This window comes from Paracoccus sulfuroxidans (assembly GCF_007830335.1).
In the GTDB taxonomy this organism is placed as follows: domain Bacteria; phylum Pseudomonadota; class Alphaproteobacteria; order Rhodobacterales; family Rhodobacteraceae; genus Paracoccus; species Paracoccus sulfuroxidans.
Genome location: NZ_VLKU01000007.1, coordinates 199,763 through 219,660 on the forward strand (window position 1 = coordinate 199,763; position 19,898 = coordinate 219,660).

Annotated in this window: 17 protein-coding genes; 7 read left to right on the plus strand and 10 right to left on the minus strand. The window is 62.3% G+C overall.

Annotated features, from left to right (window positions below; all coding sequences use genetic code 11):
• The 9 genes from selB to IQ24_RS12640 form a co-directional block, all read right to left on the minus strand.
• Positions 1-1,929: a selenocysteine-specific translation elongation factor gene (selB, locus tag IQ24_RS12605; protein WP_145398343.1), complete on the minus strand. Its 1,929-nt coding sequence runs from the start codon at positions 1,927-1,929 to the stop codon at positions 1-3.
• Positions 1,926-3,266 (minus strand): L-seryl-tRNA(Sec) selenium transferase, encoded by a 1,341-nt coding sequence (selA, locus tag IQ24_RS12610; protein WP_145398345.1) that lies wholly within the window; start codon positions 3,264-3,266, stop codon positions 1,926-1,928. The genes selB and selA overlap by 4 nt, the downstream gene beginning before the upstream one ends.
• Entirely contained in the window at positions 3,266-4,174 is a 909-nt protein-coding gene (fdhE, locus tag IQ24_RS12615) for a formate dehydrogenase accessory protein FdhE (RefSeq protein WP_145398347.1), read from the minus strand. Before fdhE ends, selA begins: the two co-directional genes overlap by 1 nt.
• Before the next feature lie 39 nt (positions 4,175-4,213).
• Positions 4,214-4,903 (minus strand): formate dehydrogenase subunit gamma, encoded by a 690-nt coding sequence (locus IQ24_RS12620; protein ID WP_145398349.1) that lies wholly within the window; start codon positions 4,901-4,903, stop codon positions 4,214-4,216.
• Positions 4,903-5,898: a formate dehydrogenase subunit beta gene (gene fdxH / locus IQ24_RS12625; RefSeq protein ID WP_145398351.1), complete on the minus strand. Its 996-nt coding sequence runs from the start codon at positions 5,896-5,898 to the stop codon at positions 4,903-4,905. The genes IQ24_RS12620 and fdxH overlap by 1 nt, the downstream gene beginning before the upstream one ends.
• Positions 5,895-8,366 (minus strand): formate dehydrogenase-N subunit alpha, encoded by a 2,472-nt coding sequence (gene fdnG, locus IQ24_RS12630; protein WP_199756560.1) that lies wholly within the window; start codon positions 8,364-8,366, stop codon positions 5,895-5,897. Before fdnG ends, fdxH begins: the two co-directional genes overlap by 4 nt.
• Positions 8,367-8,378: 12 nt before the next feature.
• Positions 8,379-8,978 carry a twin-arginine translocation signal domain-containing protein gene (locus IQ24_RS20635; protein WP_199756561.1) on the minus strand — a complete coding sequence of 200 codons (600 nt, stop codon included), beginning with the start codon at positions 8,976-8,978 and terminating at the stop codon, positions 8,379-8,381.
• 161 nt (positions 8,979-9,139) lie between these two features.
• Positions 9,140-10,216, minus strand: coding sequence for an FAD-binding oxidoreductase (locus IQ24_RS12635; RefSeq protein ID WP_145398354.1), 1,077 nt, complete (start codon positions 10,214-10,216; stop codon positions 9,140-9,142).
• Complete coding sequence (locus IQ24_RS12640; protein ID WP_145398356.1) at positions 10,216-11,454, minus strand: aromatic ring-hydroxylating oxygenase subunit alpha; 1,239 nt, start codon at positions 11,452-11,454, stop codon at positions 10,216-10,218. The genes IQ24_RS12635 and IQ24_RS12640 overlap by 1 nt, the downstream gene beginning before the upstream one ends.
• A 538-nt stretch (positions 11,455-11,992) precedes the next feature.
• Between IQ24_RS12640 and IQ24_RS12645 the strand changes: the two genes are divergently transcribed.
• The 7 genes from IQ24_RS12645 to IQ24_RS12675 all read left to right on the plus strand — a co-directional run bounded on the left by IQ24_RS12645 (position 11,993) and on the right by IQ24_RS12675 (position 19,216).
• On the plus strand, positions 11,993-12,439 hold the full coding sequence (locus IQ24_RS12645) for a CopD family protein (RefSeq protein WP_145398358.1): 447 nt from the start codon (positions 11,993-11,995) through the stop codon (positions 12,437-12,439).
• 121 nt (positions 12,440-12,560) lie between these two features.
• Positions 12,561-13,832 (plus strand): transcription termination factor Rho, encoded by a 1,272-nt coding sequence (gene rho, locus IQ24_RS12650; protein WP_145398360.1) that lies wholly within the window; start codon positions 12,561-12,563, stop codon positions 13,830-13,832.
• Between the two features lie 18 nt (positions 13,833-13,850).
• Positions 13,851-15,110, plus strand: coding sequence for a tRNA uridine-5-carboxymethylaminomethyl(34) synthesis GTPase MnmE (gene mnmE / locus IQ24_RS12655; RefSeq protein WP_145398361.1), 1,260 nt, complete (start codon positions 13,851-13,853; stop codon positions 15,108-15,110).
• Between the two features lie 8 nt (positions 15,111-15,118).
• Positions 15,119-16,978 (plus strand): tRNA uridine-5-carboxymethylaminomethyl(34) synthesis enzyme MnmG, encoded by a 1,860-nt coding sequence (gene mnmG, locus IQ24_RS12660; protein WP_145398363.1) that lies wholly within the window; start codon positions 15,119-15,121, stop codon positions 16,976-16,978.
• Entirely contained in the window at positions 16,975-17,559 is a 585-nt protein-coding gene (gene rsmG, locus IQ24_RS12665; protein WP_145398365.1) for a 16S rRNA (guanine(527)-N(7))-methyltransferase RsmG, read from the plus strand. The genes mnmG and rsmG overlap by 4 nt, the downstream gene beginning before the upstream one ends.
• Positions 17,552-18,328, plus strand: a complete 777-nt coding sequence (locus IQ24_RS12670) for a ParA family protein (RefSeq protein ID WP_145398367.1) — start codon at positions 17,552-17,554, stop codon at positions 18,326-18,328. Before rsmG ends, IQ24_RS12670 begins: the two co-directional genes overlap by 8 nt.
• Before the next feature lie 12 nt (positions 18,329-18,340).
• Positions 18,341-19,216: a ParB/RepB/Spo0J family partition protein gene (locus IQ24_RS12675; protein ID WP_145398369.1), complete on the plus strand. Its 876-nt coding sequence runs from the start codon at positions 18,341-18,343 to the stop codon at positions 19,214-19,216.
• Positions 19,217-19,348: 132 nt separating this feature from the next.
• On the opposite strand, the gene IQ24_RS12680 is transcribed toward IQ24_RS12675, so the two are convergent.
• Positions 19,349-19,897: a nucleotide exchange factor GrpE gene (locus IQ24_RS12680; protein WP_199756562.1), complete on the minus strand. Its 549-nt coding sequence runs from the start codon at positions 19,895-19,897 to the stop codon at positions 19,349-19,351.
• Position 19,898: the final 1 nt, after the last annotated feature.

A 19,898-nucleotide genomic window follows, 5' to 3' on the forward strand; every position in this document is an offset into this window, starting at 1 on the left:
TCATCCCACTGTCCCGTCCTTGGCGAACAGGTCGATTCGATGAGGGTTGATGCGCCGAAGATCGCCGCGTCGCAAGGTTAGACCATTGCGATCGAAGAAATCCAGAATCTCGATGGCCACCTTGCGACCATTTTGCACCCTGTCGCGGAAGGCGGGGGCGGTAAACCAGCCGTCCGGAGACCCGGCGGCCACGTCAATGACGATGTCCGCCATCTCGGCGGTGGTGGCCCGGTCGAAGAAATGGTCATGCGCGATCTGGTCGACGCGGCCTTGACGGGCGGCCATGCGCAGGATGCGGCGGACCTCGACCTCATCAACGCCCAGCGCTTGGGCGAAATCGCGCACGCGCGGCGGGCGGAAGCGGCCCTCGCCCAGAAGCTGCGGGGCGATCTGCGCATAGATCGCCTCATCCTGCGGCGAGAGGCGCGGCTGGTGACCGGGCAGGCGCAGAAACGCCCCGTCGAGCGCCAGACGACCCGCCGTCACCTCATCGCGCAGCAGCGCCAGAAAGGCGTCCTTCGGCAGGCGGGGCTGCAGTTGCAGGCGCATGCGTTCGCGTCCGATGCCCTGCAGATCGGGGTTTTCTTGATGGAAGGCTTCGAGCTGCGCCAGAAGCTCATCCCGCAGGGCACGGTTTCGCCTGGGCGAAAGCCCGTGGCGCGCGTCAAGGACGACCAGTCCTGCTGCGGCCACGGCCTGCTGAAGTGCCTCCGCCGTCAGGGCGCGGTCGATGGTGAATTGCTGCAGATCGACGACGCCCAGCGGGCTTTCCGCCAATGCCGCCAGCGCGCGGGCCGGGTCGGGCAGCTGCAGCGCCGCCAGCACCTCCAAACGCTCGGGTCGCGCGCGCTTTCGCGCGGGCGGGTGCAAGTCCAGCACCCGGCCACCGCCGATGGTGCGGCGGGCCGAGACATCGCGGAGGATGAAACGATCACTATATCTTGTTTCAATTTGACGATCCAAAACAAGTTGTGCGATTGATTGGCCGCCCGGTTGTAGATCGCCTTGTAAGGGAACGATGCGCGCGCCGACCTCGACCGCGCCCAGATGAAGGCGGGCGGGGAACCATGTGCCCAGCGCCCGCGGCTCGGAGGGAAGGGCGCTCAGCTCGACATCCAGCCGGTCAGTCGGCGCATGTAGTTGCGGCTCCAGCGCAACATCCCCGCGAGAGATCGCCTCGCGCGTCACCCCGTCGCCGCTGAGGTTCAGGGCACAGCGCTGCCCGGCCACGCCCTGCTGGCTTTTGTGGTTCTGCGCATGGATGCCGCGCACGCGGGCTGAAAGTCCGCCGGGGCTGACCAGAACCTGATCACCCACGGCGACCGCGCCGGAAACGACCGTGCCGGTCACCACCGTTCCGGCCCCCGCAAGCGTGAATGAGCGGTCGATCACCATGCGGAACCGCCCCGAGGCGGCGCAGGCCTGCATGTTCCGCTCGGCCTCGGCCAGCATCTGGCGCAGATCGGGCACACCCGCCCCGGTCAGGGTCGAGACCGTGACAACCGGTGACCCAGCCAGCCCTGTCGGGGCCAGAAGATCGGCGATCTGAAGGCGCAGATCCTCGATGCGCGCCTCATCCGCCAGATCGCATTTCGTCAGCGCGACAATGCCGTTTTTGATGCCCAGAAGGTCCAGAATGGCCAGATGCTCGCGCGTTTGCGGCATGATCCCGTCATCGGCGGCGATGACCAGCAGGGCCAGATCGATCCCACCCGCGCCCGCCAGCATGGTGTGGACGAATTTCTCATGCCCCGGCACATCGACAAAGCCGGTCGTCGCACCCGCGCCCAGATCGGCATAGGCAAAGCCCAGTTCGATGGTGATGCCGCGCGCCTTTTCCTCGGCCAGACGGTCGCCATCCGTGCCGGTCAGCGCCTTCACCAGCGTCGTCTTGCCGTGGTCGATATGACCCGCCGTGCCGACGATCATGCGGAAAGGGCGGCGATCAGCGCCGCGTCATCGGGCAGGCAGCGCAGGTCCAGCACCAGCGCGCCGTCATGGATGCGGCCAATGATGGGGGTGCTGAGCGCGCGCAGCCGGGCGGCCAGCGCCTCGGGCTGGGGCGAGAGTGCAAGCCCCGCGCTGGCCAAGGTATGGCCGGGCAGGGCACCCGATCCCGGCTGGCTGGTACAGGGGACCACCCGCACCTCACAGCCCAGAAGCCGGGCCACCTGCGGGGCCAGACGCTGGGCCTGAAGCGCGATCTCGTCCTGCGGGCGGGCCAGCAGGCGCAGCGTCGGCAGGCGTTCGGCCAGCCGCTGGGGGTCGCGGTAAAGGCGCAGCACGACCTCGGCCGCAGCAAGGCGGATCTTGTCCAGCCGCAGCGCGCGTTTCAGCGGATTGCGGTTGATCTGGGCGATCAGGTCGCGCCGACCGACGATGAACCCCGCCTGCGGCCCGCCCAGCAGCTTGTCGCCCGAGAAGGTCACAAGGTCCGCGCCATCGGCCACGGCCCGCGCCACCGTCGGCTCATCCCCCAGCCCGTAGGGGGCAAGGTCGATCAGCGAGCCCGAGCCCAGATCGTTGACCAGCGCCACGCCTGCCTGCCGCGCGACCTGCGCCAGTTCCTGCGCGGGCACCTCGGCTGTGAAGCCCTCAATTCGGTAGTTCGAGGGGTGGACTTTCATCAGAAGCGCGGTGTTTTCGCCAATCGCCTGCGTGTAGTCGCGCAGATGCGTACGGTTGGTCGTCCCCACCTCGCGCAGGTGGACGCCGGCCTGCTGCATGATGTCGGGGATGCGGAAGGCACCGCCAATCTCGATCAGCTCCCCGCGAGAAACCACGGCCTCGCGCCCCTGACCCAGCGTATTCAGCGCAATCAGGACGGCGGCGGCGTTGTTGTTGACGATCGTGGCGTCCTCGGCCCCGGTCAGTTCGCAGAGAAGGCCGCGCAGATGGTCGTCGCGCTGGCCGCGACCGCCGCTGGCCAGATCATATTCCAGCGCCGCCGGGGCTCGCATGGCGTCCACGGCCGCCGCGATGGCCTGTTCGGGCAGGATCGCGCGGCCAAGGTTGGTGTGCAGGATCGTGCCCGTCAGGTTCAGGATCGGCCGGAGACCCGAGCGACCGGCCCGCGCCAGATCCTGCGCGACCGCCTCCAGAATGGCGTCGGCCTGCGGCAGAGGGTCGGGGGGTGCGGCGCGCAACTGGGCCAGATGCGCCCGAATGGCCGTCGCCACGACCGGATGCCCATGCTCCGCAATCAGACCGCCCGCCTGCTGAAGCAGCCGGTCGACGCCGGGCAGATTGCGCAGGTCAGCCGCCATCAGAACCCCATCAGGAACGGATTGAAGCCCCCACGCGTCCATTCGGTTTCGCGCATCTTCAGGTCAAGGCCAAGGCTGGCGACGTCATCGGCCACCGGTTCGATGGTGGCATTGCGGTTCTGATACATCAGCTTGACCCAATGGCCGCAGTCGCCGCAAAGCTCGGCCTTGATGATCGCGTCCTCGGCCTCGACCGAGCGATGGCTGATCTTGCCGTTCTTGCCGCAGCAAAGGCATTTGACACGCACCTCGTTCCACAGCGTCTGGCAACAGGCGCAAGAGGCGTAGCGCGCGCCCTCGGCCCCGATGTTTTCGGTGACCATCGAGGCGACGGGGCGTCCGCCGCAGGCCGGGCAGACACCGGTGCGGATGGGGACCAGCTTTTCGGGGTCCAGCGTGGCGGCCAGCAGCGCGGCATGGACCTGCACCGCCGCCGCGACGAACATGTGCGGGGCGACGCTGTCCTCGGGGATCTGATCGGCCAGCACATTGCCCAGCAGCCAGTCGCGGTCGGAGGCGTTCGCCGCCACCACAGCCTCCAACGCCGCGCGAGAGGGCGCGGGCATGTCGATGTCGGCCACCTGCTTCAGGAGCAGGTCCAGCGCGCGGCCCAGATCGGGCTTCAGCCGGGCGCGGTCGATGGGGGGCATGCGGCTGGCGCGCGCAGTCTCGATCCAGGCGGGTTCCAACGGGGAGGGGGGGCCCAGATCCTGCGCCACCCGCGCCTGAGCGTCGCAGATCGCGGCCAGAAAATGCAGATAGGGGGCCAGATTGGCGCTGTGCCCGGCCAGAAAGCGGAACCGTTCGGCGCGGGTCCGGAACAGCGCCACCGGATCGGGCAGGCGGACCAGCGGCACCTTGGCAATGCCGCCGATCATCGAGGGGTCGGGCTTCAGTTCGATCGTCATCTTTCCTCTCGGGCCGACCGGCCACAAGTCAGGCCGATGTTACTCTGCAGGGTCGGTGGGTTTGCGCTCGGCCAGCTCTCGCAGCCATTTGCGGTGGTGCTTGTAGGCCCAGCCGCCGGTGACGCTTCCCCGTGTCATCGCCCTGATCGTTCCTCGGGTCCAGATTGCCGCATAAACATGCAGGATGAACAGCAGGATTATCAGCACCGCCGCGATCGAGTGGATCAGCAGCGCCACCCTGCGCACCGGGATCGATACCAGATCGGGGAAATACTGTTCCCAGATCATGATGCCGCTGCCAATCAGCACGACGATCAGCCCGGCCATGCCCCAGAAGATCAGCTTCTGCCCGGCATTGTACTTGCCAAGCTCGGGCAGCTTTTCTTCCTCGCCCCGGATCAGCTCTCCGATGTTGCCGACCCAAGTCGCGTCCTCGGGGCGGGGCAGGTTCAGCCGCCAAAGCTGCACGAACAGCAGCAGGAAGCTGAAGAACAGCACCACGCCGATGATCGGATGCAGCCAGCGCGCGGTCTGGCCACCGCCGAACAGCCCCGTCAGGAAGTAAAGCGAGGGGCTGAAGAAGGCGAGGCCCGAGAGCAGCAGCAGGATCAGGCTGATCGCGGTCACCCAGTGATTGGCGCGGGTGAAGCCGCGATAGCGGCTGACGACGACCGGATCGATGGTCTCGATATGGTCGCCGCTTTCGGAAAACTGCGTTCGACGGGTCATCACACGTCCTCCCGCGGCTGGGGTTGGGCCTGTTCGGTCTCGACCAGTTCTTCGGCCAGCACCTCATCCTCGGCCGAGACGCGGTTGGCGCGACCCAGAAGGCCGTGCAGCAGCGTGCCCACCGCCGCCAGACCGATTGCCGCCAGACCTACGGTCTTGGTCGGGCCCTTCCAGCCCTGCACGACGCCCGAAATCTTCGGATCCTCGGGCAGGTTGGAATAGAGGTTCGGCTGATCGGCGTGCTGCAGCACATAGAAGACATGCGTGCCGCCCACACCCGCAGGGTCATAGATGCCGGCGTTTTCGTAACCGCGCGACTTCAGATCCTCGACCCGGGCATTGGCGTGGGTGATCATGTCCTCTTTGGTGCCGAAGACGATGGCTTGCGTGGGGCAGGCCTTGGCGCAGGCCGGACCCTGACCCACCGCCACACGATCCGAGCAAAGCGTGCATTTGTAGGACTTGTGATCGACCTTCGAGACGCGCGGAATGTCGAACGGACAGCCCGAGATGCAATAGCCGCAGCCGATGCAGTTTTCGTGGATGAAATCGACGATGCCGTTCGAATATTGCACGATGGCGCCGGGGGCCGGGCAGGCCTTCAGACAGCCCGGGTCCTCGCAATGCATGCAGCCGTCCTTGCGGATCAGCCATTCGAAATTGCCCGTTTCCGGGTTTTCGTATTCGGCAAAGCGCATCAGGGTGAACATCTCGGGCCCAAGGTCCGAGGGGTTCTCATAGACGCCGACGTTATGTTCGATGGGCGGCGTCGTGTCGTTCCATTCGGCGCAGGCCGATTGGCAGGCCTTGCAGCCGATGCATTTGCTGACGTCGATCAGTTTGGCGACCTTGGTCAGCTGCCGTTCGGGCGCGGGCAGATCCGGCATGGCCGAGGCGCGGACGACATCGCCTGCGCCAAGGTTTGCAGGCATCGGCTGGACCGGCGGGTTCGAGACCGCCGTCCGCGGGCTGTCGAGGTTCGGGTCTGTGGTCATGACACGGCCTCTCCTGTCGAGGGTTCGATATTGACGAGGAACGCCTTGAATTCCGGCGTTTCCACGTTCGCATCACCGACAAAGGGCGTCATGCTGTTCGGCCCCCAGCCCTTGCGCGCGGCCCCCATGAAGCCCCAGTGCAGGGGCACGCCGATGACATGGACCAGCTGGTCGCCGCATTGCATCGGCTTCAGCCGCTTGGTCACCAGCGCCTTGGCATAGACCGCGCCGCGCTTGGACCAGACCCGCACCCAGCCGCCCTTCTTGATCCCGCGCTCGGCGGCCAGCTGTTCGCTGATCTCGACGAAGAATTCGGGCTGAAGCGAGGCGTTGATCTTGTTGTGCTTGGTCCAGAAGTGGAAATGCTCGGTCAACCTGTAGGAGGTGGCGACGATCGGGAATTCCTCGGACGTGCCAAATTGCTCGAAATCGTCCTTGAACACCCGCGCCACGGGGTTGCCGCGCAGTTCGGCGTTGAAGACGTTGGCGATGGGGCTTTCGAACGGCTCCATATGGGTCGGGAAGGGCCCGTCCCGCATGAGACCGCGCGAGAACAGCCGCGACACGCCTTCACCGTTCATGATGAAGGGCATCACCTCCTCGGGCTTCGCGGTCGGAGAGATGTCGGGCACGTCATAGCCCGTCCATTTCTCGCCGTTCCATTCCAGCAGCTTGCGCGACGGGTCCCAGGGCTTGCCATGCAGGTCGGCAGAGGCCCGGTTATAGAGGATCCGCCGGTTCAGCGGCCAGGAGAACGCCCAGTTCGAGAAGGCCCCGGTCTCATCGGGGTCGTTGTTGTCCCGACGGGCCATGTTGTTGCCGTCTTCGTTCCAGCAGCCGCCATAGATCCAGCAGGCGGACATGGTCGAGCCGTCGCCCTGAACCTGACTGAAGTTCAGAAGCTGCTTGCCCTTGGCGACGATCAGCTTGGTCGGATCTTTCGGATCATAGACGTCCTCCAGCGCACGACCGTTCAACTCCATCGCCAGCTCTGCGGGCGTCGGCTCGTTTTCGTCGGCATAGTCCCAGCTCAGGTTCAGGATCGGGTCGGCATAGGCCCCGCCTTCGGTGCGATAAAGCTCTCGTACCTTCAGGAAGATCTGCGCCATGATCCAGGTGTCATGCATCGCCTCACCCGGAGGCGCGCCCGCTGCCCAGTGCCATTGCAGCCACCGGCCCGAGTTGACCAGCGCACCCTCATCCTCAGCAAAGCAGGACGACGGCAGCTCCAGCACCTCGGTCTGGATGGCGGCCGAGTCGACCGGGTTGTGGATCCCGTGATTTTGCCAGAAATGCGCGGTCTCGGTCTCCAGCGGGTCCATGACGACCAGCATCTTCAGCTTCGAAAGCGCCGCCGTGACCTTCGCCCGGTTGGGGAAGGACAGTAGCGGGTTGAAGCCCTGACAGAAGTAGAGGTTCACCTGCCCGTTGTTCATCATCTCGAACATGCGCAGGATGTCATAGTTCGCGACATCGAGCTTGGGCAGATAGTCATAGGCCCAGTCGTTGTCTGCCGTGGCGCTGTCGCCCCACATGGCTTTCATGAACGAGACCATGAACTTCGGATAGTTCTGCCAATAGCTGGTCTGGCCCGGCCGCAGGGGCTTGTTCCCGCGCGAGGACATGTAGGTCGTGAAATCGACCTCTTTCTCGCTGGGGATGGCCAGATAGCCGGGGATCAGGTTCGACATCAGCCCGATATCGGTCAGGCCCTGAATGTTGGAATGGCCGCGCAAGGCGTTCATCCCGCCACCCCGGACGCCTATATTGCCCAGGATCAGCTGCAGCATGGCCATGCCACGGATGTTCTGCGAGCCTTTCGAGTGCTGGGTCCAGCCAAGCGCATACATCGAGGTCATGGTCTTGGTCGGCGAGGAACATTCGCCGATCATCTCGGCGATGTGCAGGAACCGGTCCCTGGGCGTGCCGCAGACCTGCTCGACCAGCTCGGGCGTATAGCGCGAGACATGCTCTTTCAGCAGGTTCCAGACGCAGCGCGGGTGCTGCAGCGTCATGTCGACCTCGGCAAAGCCGTCCGGGCCGATGACGTAATCCCAGCTGGACTTGTCATAGTCCCGCTTTTCCTCGTCATAGCCGGTGAACAGGCCGTCGGACCAACCGAACTCATCCTTCACGATATAGGCGGCGTTGGTGTAGTTCTTGACATAGTCCCACTGGACTTTGTCGTTCTCGATCATCCAGCGGATCATCGCCATCAGGAAGACAATGTCCGAACCCGGACGGATCGGGGCGTAGTAATCCGAGACCGCCGCCGTGCGGGTAAAGCGCGGGTCGACCACGATCAGCTTGGCGCCACGATGCGCCTTCGCCTCGGTCACCCATTTGAAGCCGCAAGGATGGGCTTCAGCGGCGTTGCCGCCCATGACGATCACCAGATCGGTGTTCTTGATATCGGTCCAGGAGTTGGTCATCGCTCCACGGCCAAATGTCGGGCCCAAACTGGACACCGTGGGGCCGTGTCAGACGCGCGCCTGGTTATCGAATCCCAGAATTCCCATGCTGCGAACGACCTTGTAGGTCAGCCACGCGGTCTCGTTCGTCGTTGCGGAGGCAGCAAGGAAGCCCGTCGTCAGCCAGCGGTTGACGGTGGTCCCGGCCTCGTTCTGCGCGACGAAATTGGCGTCGCGGTCATCCTTGAGCGCGCGCGCGATCTTGGTCAGCGCGTCGTCCCAGGAGATGTCCTGCCATTCGGTTCCGCCAGCGGCGCGGTAGCGCGGCCGGGTCAGGCGCGTCTCGGCATTGACGAAATCCTTCAGCGCCGCGCCCTTCGGGCACAGCGTGCCGCGGTTCGTCGGGTGATCGGCGTCGCCCTCGATATGCAGGATCTGCGCCTTGTCGCCGGCTTTCGCATCGCCGCGCGAATACATGATCACGCCGCAGGCAACAGAGCAGTAGGGGCAGGTGTTTCGTGTCTCGGTCGTGGTGGCCAGCTTGAAGGGTCGGACATGCGCCTCTTCTGCTGCCTGTGCATCGCCGAAGCCCATGGCCCCCAGCGATGTTGCCGCGACACCCGCACCCGCAAGTCTAAGGAACCCGCGCCGTGAGAGGTCGATGTTCATCGTGGCCTCCTGTTGCCTGTCAAAGAGATAGGTACGACTCAAGCATGAGGCGGGCCCTTCCCCCCTGTCAAGCCGCAGCGCAGAAAAACCGATATGTTTCAGATTGCTAATCGGCTCGCGCCAGCAGTCGATCCCGGCAGCCGAAGCCGCCGGGAGAGGAGTCAGACCTCGACCGTGACCTGTCCGATCGGATGCGAACAGCACGCCAGAATATAGCCGTCCTCGATATCCTCGTCCGAGATGCCGCCGTTATGGACCATATGCACCTCGCCCGAGGTCTTCTTGATCCGGCAGGTGCCGCACAGGCCAAAGGTGCAACCCGAGGGGATATTCAGCCCGTTCGAGCGCGCCACCGACAGCACCGTGTCGGTCTGGGTGCATTTCGCCGTCACGCCCGAGCTTTCGAAGGTGATCTGCGCGCTGGTGCTTTCATCGGGGATGACATCGTCCAGAACCGGGGCATCGGCCTCGGTCCGTACGGGTGCACCGAAGCTTTCCTGATGATAGCGGTCCATGTCATAGCCAAGCGCCACCAGCATGTCGCGCACGGCCTGCATGAAGGGCTCGGGGCCGCAGCAATAGACCTCGCGCTCCAGATAGTCCGAGGCCATCAGGCCCAGCATGATCTGGTTCAGACGCCCGCGATAGCCGTGCCAGGCCTTGAAGGGATCAACCTCTTCGACCGTGAAATGCAGCTTGAGACCGGGGACGCGGTCCGCCATCCCCTCAAGATTGCGGCGGAAGATGATGTCGCTGGGCGTGCGGGCGGCATGGACAAAGGCGATGTCGGGCATTTCGCCCGAATCCCAGGCCCAGGTGGTCATCGACATGACCGGCGTGATGCCCGACCCGGCCGAGATGAACAGGTATTTCTTGTCGGGCGTGCATTGCGTCGTGAAAATCCCCGAAGGCCCATAGGCCTTCAGCGACATCCCCGGCCGCAGGTGATCAATCATCCAGCGCCCGCCCGCGCTGCCCGGCTGGGCCTTGACCGTCACCGAGATCGACAGCGGTCGCGAGGGGCTGGAGGAAATCGTATAGGTGCGCTGCACGTTTCCGCCCGGAACCGGCAGGTCCAGCGTGATGAACTGACCCGGTTGGAAGTTGAACCAGGCCCCCGAAGGTGCGCGGAAGGTGAAGGTGGCGGTGTCCTCGGTCTCGGGCACCACCATTGCACATTCCAAGGGCTCACTGTCTTTCCACGGCGCTTCGCCGAATGCCTTGGCCGGAGACCCCATTATTCAGCCGCCATTGCCGGACGTGGCGACAGACGGTCGGCCATCAGGTTGCAGTACCAGTCGACGAAATGGATCACGCCCTCTTCCTGGCTGGGCGAATAGGGGCCCGGCTCATAGGCGGGCGACAGGATGCCCTTCTGGTTTTCCTCGACCACGCGGCGGTCTTCGTCATTGGTGTTCAGCCAGACCTCGGTCAGCGCCTTCAGGTCGTAATCCTGACCTTCAACCGCGTCCTTGTGGACCAGCCATTTCGACGTCACCTCAGTTTCCGTGGGCGAGATCGGCAGCAGGCGGAAGACGATGGCGTGATCGGGCAGGAAGTGGTTCCAGGTCGAGGGGAAGTGATACAGCATCAGGCTGCCCGCGTCGTTCCACGGGATCGTGCCCATGCGCCGATTGACGGCGACCTTGGTCGACATGGTGAAGCTTTCGGCGTTGTTGAGCAGCGGCACGCGGGCAAAACGCCACTGCATGCCGGGCTCATTCACGAAGCGCGCGGGCAGGTTCGCGGCATCGCAACGGTTCCAATGCGCCAGAATCTCGGGCGAGGCGGCATTCGGCCCTTCCATCACCGTCATCAGCGGGTTGTCCGAATAGCTGCGGCACAGCGACGGGTGTGAGCCACCACAGTGATAGCATTCGCGGTTGTTTTCGATCACCAGCTTCCAGTTGCCGTTCTCGACGATGGTCGAACTGAAGGCGACCTTCGAGTTCGAGAGGTCCGAAGCCCCGACGTAATCGTCAAGGAACCCGCCAAAGCTGTCGAATTCCGGCGGCGTGTCGGCCAGACAGACATAGACCAGACCGCCATTGGTGCGCACATGCACGGGCTTCAGGCTGTATTTCGACGGGTCGAAATCCGGTCCCATGTCGCGGGCGAACAGCAATTTGCCGTCAAGATCATAGGTCCACTGGTGATAGGGGCAGACCAGTTTTGGCGACGAGCCGTTCTGCTTGGGGCACAGCCGCTGGCCGCGGTGGCGGCAGACGTTGTGGAAGGCTCGGATCTGGCCGTCGCCGCCCCGCACGATCACGATCGGGTATTCGCCGATCTGCAGCGTCGCGTGATTGCCCGTCTTCGGGATGTCGCAGGTGGGAATGGCAAAGACCCATTCCTTGTACCAGATGTTCTCAAGATCGGCCTGAAACACCCCCGGATCGCAGTAAAGATCCTGGCTGAGCGAGAAATTCTTGGCGCGGTTAGAGATTTGGGTGAAGATCTCGGCTGAGTTCAACATGGCGCGACTCCATTGACGCGATGGCTTGGCTTTCCTCAAGCATTGCACCTGATCGGCCTGTCGCGATCCGCCAAATGCGACATACCCATGCCGGAATTCGACCTGCCCGCCGCTTCCACCCGAAATCCTTGCCGGTTCAGTCAGGGGCTGCGGGTAACCCTGTGGAAAACTTGTCAGGGAATCATGGGAGGAATCACCTTGAAAACCGACCCCGCTTGGGGCGCGTGGATAAGCGGGCTGAACATAAGACGAACATGAACAGCTCATCCACATGTCCAAAACTCGTGCGGTTTCATGCACAGCCTGTGGGCCGAAAATCTTATCCACATGACTGTGCACAGCCAGATTTACCGGCAGTAATTTGTTTTTCATCGGAAAAAGAAATGTGCCCACGGGATCTGCGGCGGTTTGTCCCATGTGGCACCTCTGTGGAGAAATACCGCTGAGCCCGCTCTTTCCCCTTACCCACAGGCCCTATAACAACATCATCCTTTATCTTTCTTTCTTTTATTAAGAAGGAAGATCAGCGGAGGTGCCCATGAGCGATATCCTGATCCAAGCCTATCCTTGGGTGAAATCACTGCATGTTATGGCGGTCATCGCCTGGATGGCGGGGCTGTTCTATCTGCCGAGACTCTACGTCTATCACGTCGAACGCCAGCGACAGGGGCAAGAGCCGCAGCAGTCCTTCGAGATCATGGAAGACAAGCTTCTGCGGATGATCATGAACCCCGCCATGATCACCGCCTGGGTCGCGGGCCTTCTGCTGGTGATGACGCCCGGTATCGTCAGTTGGGACATGGTCTGGCCATGGACCAAGGCCGCAGGGGTGCTGGCCATGACCTGGTTCCACATGTGGCTGGCAGGGCAGCGAAAGCTGCTCTTGCAGGGCAAGGGGGCCACCGGCCGACGCTACCGCATGATGAATGAGCTGCCGACGCTGCTGATGGCGCTGATCGTGCTCTCGGTGATCGTGAAGTTCTAAGAATTGACATCCAGGGGGTTTGACCCTATCTGAGGCGCACCCGCCGTCCGGCGGAGTCTTTCCAGTTACAGTTTTCCGCATTTCCCGCTTTTGCCGGGACGTGCCCCGTATGGACCCGACCATGAGTGAAGAACGTTTGAACCTGGCCGACCTGAAGGCGAAGACGCCTTCGGACCTTCTGTCGATGGCAGAGGAGTGGGAAGTCGAGAATGCCTCGACCATGCGCAAGGGCGAGATGATGTTCTCGCTTCTGAAAGAGCATGCCGAGGAAGGGTTCGAAATTGGCGGCGATGGTGTGCTTGAGGTCGTTCAGGACGGCTTCGGCTTCCTGCGCTCGACCGAAGCTAACTATCTGCCCGGCCCCGATGACATCTATGTCAGCCCCGATATGATCCGCCAGCACTCGCTGCGGACCGGCGACACCGTCGAAGGCGTGATCCGCGCCCCGGGCGAGAATGAGCGCTATTTCGCGCTGACCAAGGTCGAGAAGATCAACTTCGAGAGCCCCGAGAAGGCCCGGCACAAGGTTGCTTTCGACAACCTGACGCCGCTTTACCCGGAAGAGCGCCTGAAGATGGAGATCGAGGATCCGACCATCAAGGACCGCTCAGCCCGCATCATCGACCTGGTCGCGCCGATCGGGAAGGGGCAGCGTTCGCTGATCGTGGCACCGCCGCGGACTGGTAAAACGGTCCTGCTGCAGAACATCGCCCATTCGATCGAGCGCAACCACCCGGAATGCTATCTGATCGTCCTGCTGATCGACGAACGCCCGGAAGAGGTTACCGACATGCAGCGCTCGGTGAAGGGTGAGGTTGTCTCCTCGACCTTCGACGAACCGGCCAGCCGCCACGTTGCTGTGTCAGAAATGGTGATCGAAAAGGCAAAACGTCTGGTCGAACACAAACGAGATGTAGTTATCCTTTTGGACTCGATCACCAGACTTGGTAGGGCCTTCAACACTGTGGTGCCAAGCTCGGGTAAGGTGCTAACGGGTGGTGTCGATGCGAACGCCCTGCAGCGTCCGAAGCGCTTCTTCGGCGCAGCGCGCAACATTGAAGGCGGCGGATCGCTGACCATCATCGCGACGGCGCTGATCGACACCGGTTCGCGCATGGACGAGGTGATCTTCGAAGAGTTCAAGGGCACCGGCAACAGCGAGATTGTTCTGGATCGCAAGGTCGCCGACAAGCGCGTCTTCCCGGCCATGGACATCCTCAAGTCGGGCACGCGGAAGGAAGAGCTGCTGGTCGATGCGAAGGATCTGCAGAAGACCTATCTGCTGCGCCGCATTCTGAACCCGATGGGGACGACGGACGCGATCGAGTTCCTGATCTCGAAGCTGAAACAGACGAAAACCAACGGCGAATTCTTCGATTCCATGAATGCCTGATGGCGACCGGAGGATGAATTGGACACGATCTTTGCCGAGGCGACGCCTCCCGGTCGTGGGGGCGTATCCGTTGTCCGCGTAAGCGGGCCGGAGGCTCGTGCCATTCTGGAATCTCTGGCCGGTGTCGTTTCCGCCCCTCGCGTGGCGCATGTTCGTGCGCTGCGCGACGGGGACGACCTGATTGACCGCGCTTTGGTGATCCGCTTTGACGAAAATCACAGCTTCACCGGCGAAGATGTCGCTGAATTTCACCTTCACGGTGCCCCTGTCATTGCCAATCGGCTGTCCCAGGCGCTTCTGACGCGTGGTGCCCGGCGCGCCGAAGCCGGAGAGTTCACGCGTCGGGCGTTCCTGAACGGCCGCATCAATCTGGCCGAGGCCGAAGGTTTCGCCGACCTGCTGTCAGCCGAGACCGAAGCACAGCGCAAACTGGCCATCCGCAACGCTGAAGGGGAGCTGGGCCAGGTTGTTGATGCCTTGCGTGCCCGGTTGATCCGCGCAGGGGCATTGATCGAAGCCAGCATCGATTTCGCAGATGAAGAGGTTCCGGAAGAGGTTCCGCAAGAAGTCTTTGAGATTGCGCAGGAGATCTCGGCTGAAATTTCCCAGCTTCTGGCCAGTTTTCCGGCTACGGAACGCCTGCGTGAAGGCTATGAAGTGGCGATTATCGGTAAGCCCAATGCCGGAAAATCGACGCTTCTGAACCAAATCGCCAAGCGGGAGGTCGCTTTGGTCTCCGATATTGCAGGCACCACTCGGGACGTGCTGGAGCTGCGCACTGATCTGCGCGGGCTGCCGGTGACGTTCCTTGATACGGCAGGCCTGCGGGAAAGCAATGACAAGGTCGAGATGATGGGGGTCGAGCGCGCCCGCCAGCGAGCTGAGAACGCCGATCTGCGGATCCATCTGACCGAATCCGGAGTCAGTGAGGAAGTTAAGCGCCCAGGTGATCTGATCGTGCGGTCCAAGGCCGATCTGGGGCAAGGGACCGGCCTTTCGATCTCGGCAAAAACCGGAGAAGGTGTCGCGGATCTGCTCGATATGGTCTATGATGTCCTGCGTCAGCGCGCTGCTGATTCCGGATTGGTTGCGCATAAACGTCAGGCTGAAGCGCTGGAACGCGCCAGACAGGCGCTGCAGCTTGAAGAGGGAATGGCTCCTGAGTTCCTGGCCGAGCGGATCAGGCAGGCAAATCAGGCGCTGGAAGTGATGATCGGTCGGATCGAAGCCGAGAACTATCTGGACGAGATTTTTCTGTCGTTCTGCATCGGAAAGTAGGGTTTCACGTGAAACAATTTGATGTCGTCGTGATCGGGGGAGGCCATGCTGGCGTCGAGGCCGCAATGGCCTCCGCACGGATGGGCGCCAACACCGCTCTGGTGACGCTGAGCGTTGATGATCTTGGAACGATGTCCTGTAATCCGGCAATCGGGGGGCTGGGTAAGGGTCATCTGGTGCGAGAGATCGACGCGCTGGACGGAGTCATGGGTCGATTGGCGGACGCTGCGGGCATCCAATTCCGCCTTCTCAATCGGCGCAAGGGACCTGCAGTACAAGGTCCGCGGGCACAGTCAGATCGCGCGCTCTATCGGGCTGCGGCAGGTAAGGCGGTGAACGAACAGCAGAATCTGACGGTTGTGCTGGGCGAAGCCGCTGAACTGATGTTTGACGGAAGTCAGGTACGTGGCGTCGTTCTGGCCGATGGTCAGCAGCTGATCTCCCGTCAGGTCGTTCTGACCACCGGCACGTTCCTGAATGGCGTGATTCATATCGGAGACGTGTCCCGCCAAGCAGGCCGTTGGGGCAATCCCGCGTCCGAGCGTCTTGCAGTTTCGCTGCGTCAACTCGACCTTCCATTGGGCCGGCTGAAGACGGGAACGCCCCCGCGTCTGAGCCGAGATTCGATTGATTGGGATATGCTGGAGCAGCAGCCGGGGGACGAGCACCCCGTGTTGTTTTCCTATTTGAATCAAACACCTGCTGTTGAACAAATCAGCTGCGGGATCACGTATACGAATGGGCAGACGCACGACATCATCCGCGAAAATCTTTCGCGATCAGCGATGTATGGCGGCCATATCAGCGGGGTCGGACCGAGGTATTGCCCGTCCATTGAGGATAAAGTTGTTCGCTTCGCCGACAAAGACTCGCACCAGATTTTCCTTGAGCCGGAAGGCCTGAGCAGCAACGTCGTCTATCCGAACGGGATCTCGACGTCGCTGCCTGAGGAGATTCAGCAGGCTTATGTGCGCTCGATCAAAGGGCTCGAGTCGGCTGAGATTCTTCAGCCCGGATACGCGGTGGAGTACGATTATGTAGACCCGAGCGCGCTTAGCCCATCATTGGAGGTTAAGTCGACCGAGGGGCTTTTCTTCGCGGGACAGATCAACGGCACGACCGGTTATGAAGAAGCGGCGGCGCAAGGGCTGGTAGCAGGGCTGAATGCCGCGCTGAAGGCGCAGGGCAGGGCACCGCTCCATTTCAGCCGGTCGCAAAGCTATATCGGCGTGATGATCGATGATCTCGTGACGCGCGGTGTCAGCGAGCCCTATCGCATGTTCACCTCGCGCGCAGAATTCCGTTTGTCTCTTCGGGCGGACAACGCCGACCAGCGGCTGACTCAGCTTGGCATTGATATCGGCTGCGTGGGGGAGGAGCGAGAGAAGTTCTATTCGGAGAAGATGCGGCGATATTTGGCGGCCCGTGCTCTCGCTGAGAAAACGGCGTTCACGCCGAATGAACTTGCCAAGCTCAATGTGATTGTCCGCCAAGACGGTTCACGCCGGTCGCTGTTTTCACTGTTGGGACAGCAGGATATCCCTCGTGCGCAAGTTCTCGCGCTGGACATGGAATTTGCCTCTTCCGATCCGGCCGCCATCGAGCAAGTGGCGATTGATGCGCTCTATTATCAGTACACCGACCGGCAGGCGAGGGACGCCGAGCAACTTCGGAAAGAAGAATTGCTGCTGATCCCGGTTGATTTTGATTTCCAGGCGCTTGCTGGGCTCTCTGGTGAGCTCAAATCAAAGCTTTCGGCGTTCAAGCCAGCCAATGTGGCGGCGGCCGCGCAAATCGAAGGGATGACTCCAGCTGCGCTGACATTGCTGATTGCGGTTCTGCGTTCGAACCAGCGGCGCTCGGCATGAGCCTTGTTTCACGTGAAACAGACGCGTTGGCGCAATATGCGGCGCTGGTTCGGAAATGGAATCCGGCGATCAACCTGGTTGCACCCTCGACGCTGACGGATTTTGAGCATCGTCATGTCGAAGATTGCCTTCAGGTCGTCGAACTATCCGCTGAACGCACCGGATCATGGCTGGATATTGGTTCAGGTGGAGGGCTTCCGGGGCTGATCATCGCGATTGAACGGCCCGATCTGGATGTCACATTGATCGAAAGTGATCGACGGAAGGCCAGCTTTTTGCGCAATGCAGTGCGCGAACTTGGCCTGCAAAACACCCGGATTCTTGCCGATAGAATCGAGGATGTCGCTCGGCTTGATGTCGCCAATGTCAGCGCGCGTGCGCTTGCCCCCTTGGGGTTGCTTATGGCATATGTGAGCCAGCATCTGGAACCATCGGGTCGGGCGTGGCTTATGAAGGGGCGAAGCTGGCAGGCCGAGGTGGAAGAGGCGAAGAAGGTCTGGGCATTCGATCTTACATCGCACCCCAGCAGAACCGATCCTGACGCGGCAATCTTGGAAATATCGGGAATCCATCATGTCTGACACCCGCATCGTTGCCATCGCCAACCAGAAGGGTGGGGTGGGGAAAACCACCACCGCAATCAACCTGGGCGCCGCGATTGCAGAGGCTGGCCACAAGGTTGCCATCGTTGATCTGGACCCGCAGGGCAACGCTTCGACCGGGTTGGGCATTCCGCCCGAGTTGCGCAAGCTGACCGCATATGACCTGCTCTCAGGTGAATATGATCTGACTGAGGCGCTGCAAGAGACGCCGGTGAAGAATCTGTCCATTGTGCCGTCGACACCAGATCTGGCGTCCGCTGACCTTGAACTATCTAGCCGTGCTAATCGTACGCAGTTGTTGCGGAAGAAGCTCCATTCGAAACCCGATTTGGACTTCATTCTGATCGACTGCCCGCCTGCGCTTGGGCTGCTGACGCTGAATGCGATGGTGGCGGCGAACAGCATTCTCGTGCCCTTGCAGGCCGAGTTTTATGCGCTTGAGGGACTTTCCCAGCTGCTGATGACGGTCCGCGAAGTGCGGCAGGCTGCAAACCCGGATCTGCGGATCGAGGGCGTGTTGCTGACCATGTCGGACAGCCGCAACAACCTGTCGCAGCAGGTCGAGGCTGACGCTCGCAATACACTCGCCGGGCTGGTCTATCGCACGGTCATTCCGCGCAACGTCCGCCTGTCCGAGGCACCGTCGCACGCAATGCCCGTGCTGCAATACGACCCGCATTCCAAAGGCAGCGCCGCCTATCGCGAATTGGCGCAAGAGTTTCTGGCGCGGCAACTCGCCACTGCTTGAGAAGGACAGAACATGGCAGAGAACAAAGCTGAGAAACGTGGTCTGGGACGCGGGCTGTCCGCTCTGATGGCGGATGTAGACCTGGTTCCGTCCGATCGTCCGGCCCCCCGCCAGGTTCTGCCGGTCGAGCAGATTACCCCGAACCCAGACCAGCCGCGCCGCAGTTTTGCGCCCGAAGCGTTGCAAGAGCTGGCGGATTCGCTGCGCGGGAAGGGCATGCTTCAGCCGCTGATCGTGCGCCCGCATCCGACCGACCGCGGTCTCTATCAGATCGTCGCCGGAGAGCGACGTTGGCGCGCAGCCCAGATCGCGCAGCTGCACGAGGTTCCGGTCATCGTCCGCGACCTCAGCGACACTGAAGTTCTTGAGGTCGCGATTGTCGAAAACATCCAGCGCTCGGATCTTAATGCGATTGAGGAGGCGTCGTCCTATCGCCAACTCATGGACCGCTTTGGCCACACGCAGGAACGCCTGGCCGACGCTCTGAACAAAAGCCGCAGCCATATCGCGAACCTTCTGCGCCTGCTGAACCTGCCCGAACAGGTGCAGGCCTGGCTGAAAGAGGGCAAGCTGACGGCGGGGCACGCGCGTGCTCTGGTGACCGCGCCGAACGCCGTTGAGTTGGCGCGCAAGGTGATCGAAAAGAATCTGTCGGTGCGTGAGACCGAGGAGCTGGTGCGCCGTCAGAACGCGGGCGAAACCAAGCCGAAAGCCGAGAAAAGCCGCGATAAGGATGCCGATACCCGCGCTCTTGAGGGCGATCTGGCAGCCCATTTGCGCATGCCGGTGGCCATCAACCATGCGGGCAAGGACGGCGGCAAAATGGTGATTACTTACCGCGATCTGGACCAACTGGATCGCCTGTGTCAAATCCTCGCGGCGCAATAGTGATCCATATCTGGTAGGCGATGCCCCTTGAACCGCCACTAGATGTAGACCAACACAGAGGTTTGTAAGTCAGACATGAAAAAGCCCCGGGCCAGATGGCACCGGGGCTTTTCAATGGGGCAGATGCAGCGATCAGTTCGCGGGCATCGAGCTGACGCCGACCTTGGCCGGGCGCAGCAGGCGGTCATGCAGCATGAAGCCATTGTCCATCACCTGAATGATGTGGCCGGCGACGGTGCCGGGGACGGGGGCTTCGAACATCGCTTCGTGAATCTTTGGGTCGAATTTCTCACCCACGGCGGGGGAGATGACCGTGATGCCGTGCTTGGAAAAGATGTTGTTCAACTCGCGCAGGGTCAGTTCGACCCCTTCGATCAGGGCGGCGGCGCTGGCGCGCTGCTCATCGCCTGCGGCGTCAAGCGCGCGGGTCAGGGCGTCATGCACCGGCAGCAGGTCACGGGCCAGACGGCTGCCGCCATATTGCTCGGCCTCGCGGCGGTCGCGGTCGGCGCGTTTGCGCGAGTTCTCGGCATCGGCCAACGCGCGCATGAAGCGGTCGCGATACTCGTCCCGCTCGGCGACGATCGCGTCCACATCCGGGCCCAGATCCTGATCGGCCAGGGGGTCGGCGAGGTCGTTCTCATCAAGCGGCATTTCGCCGTTCGGGTTTTCCTTCGTCATC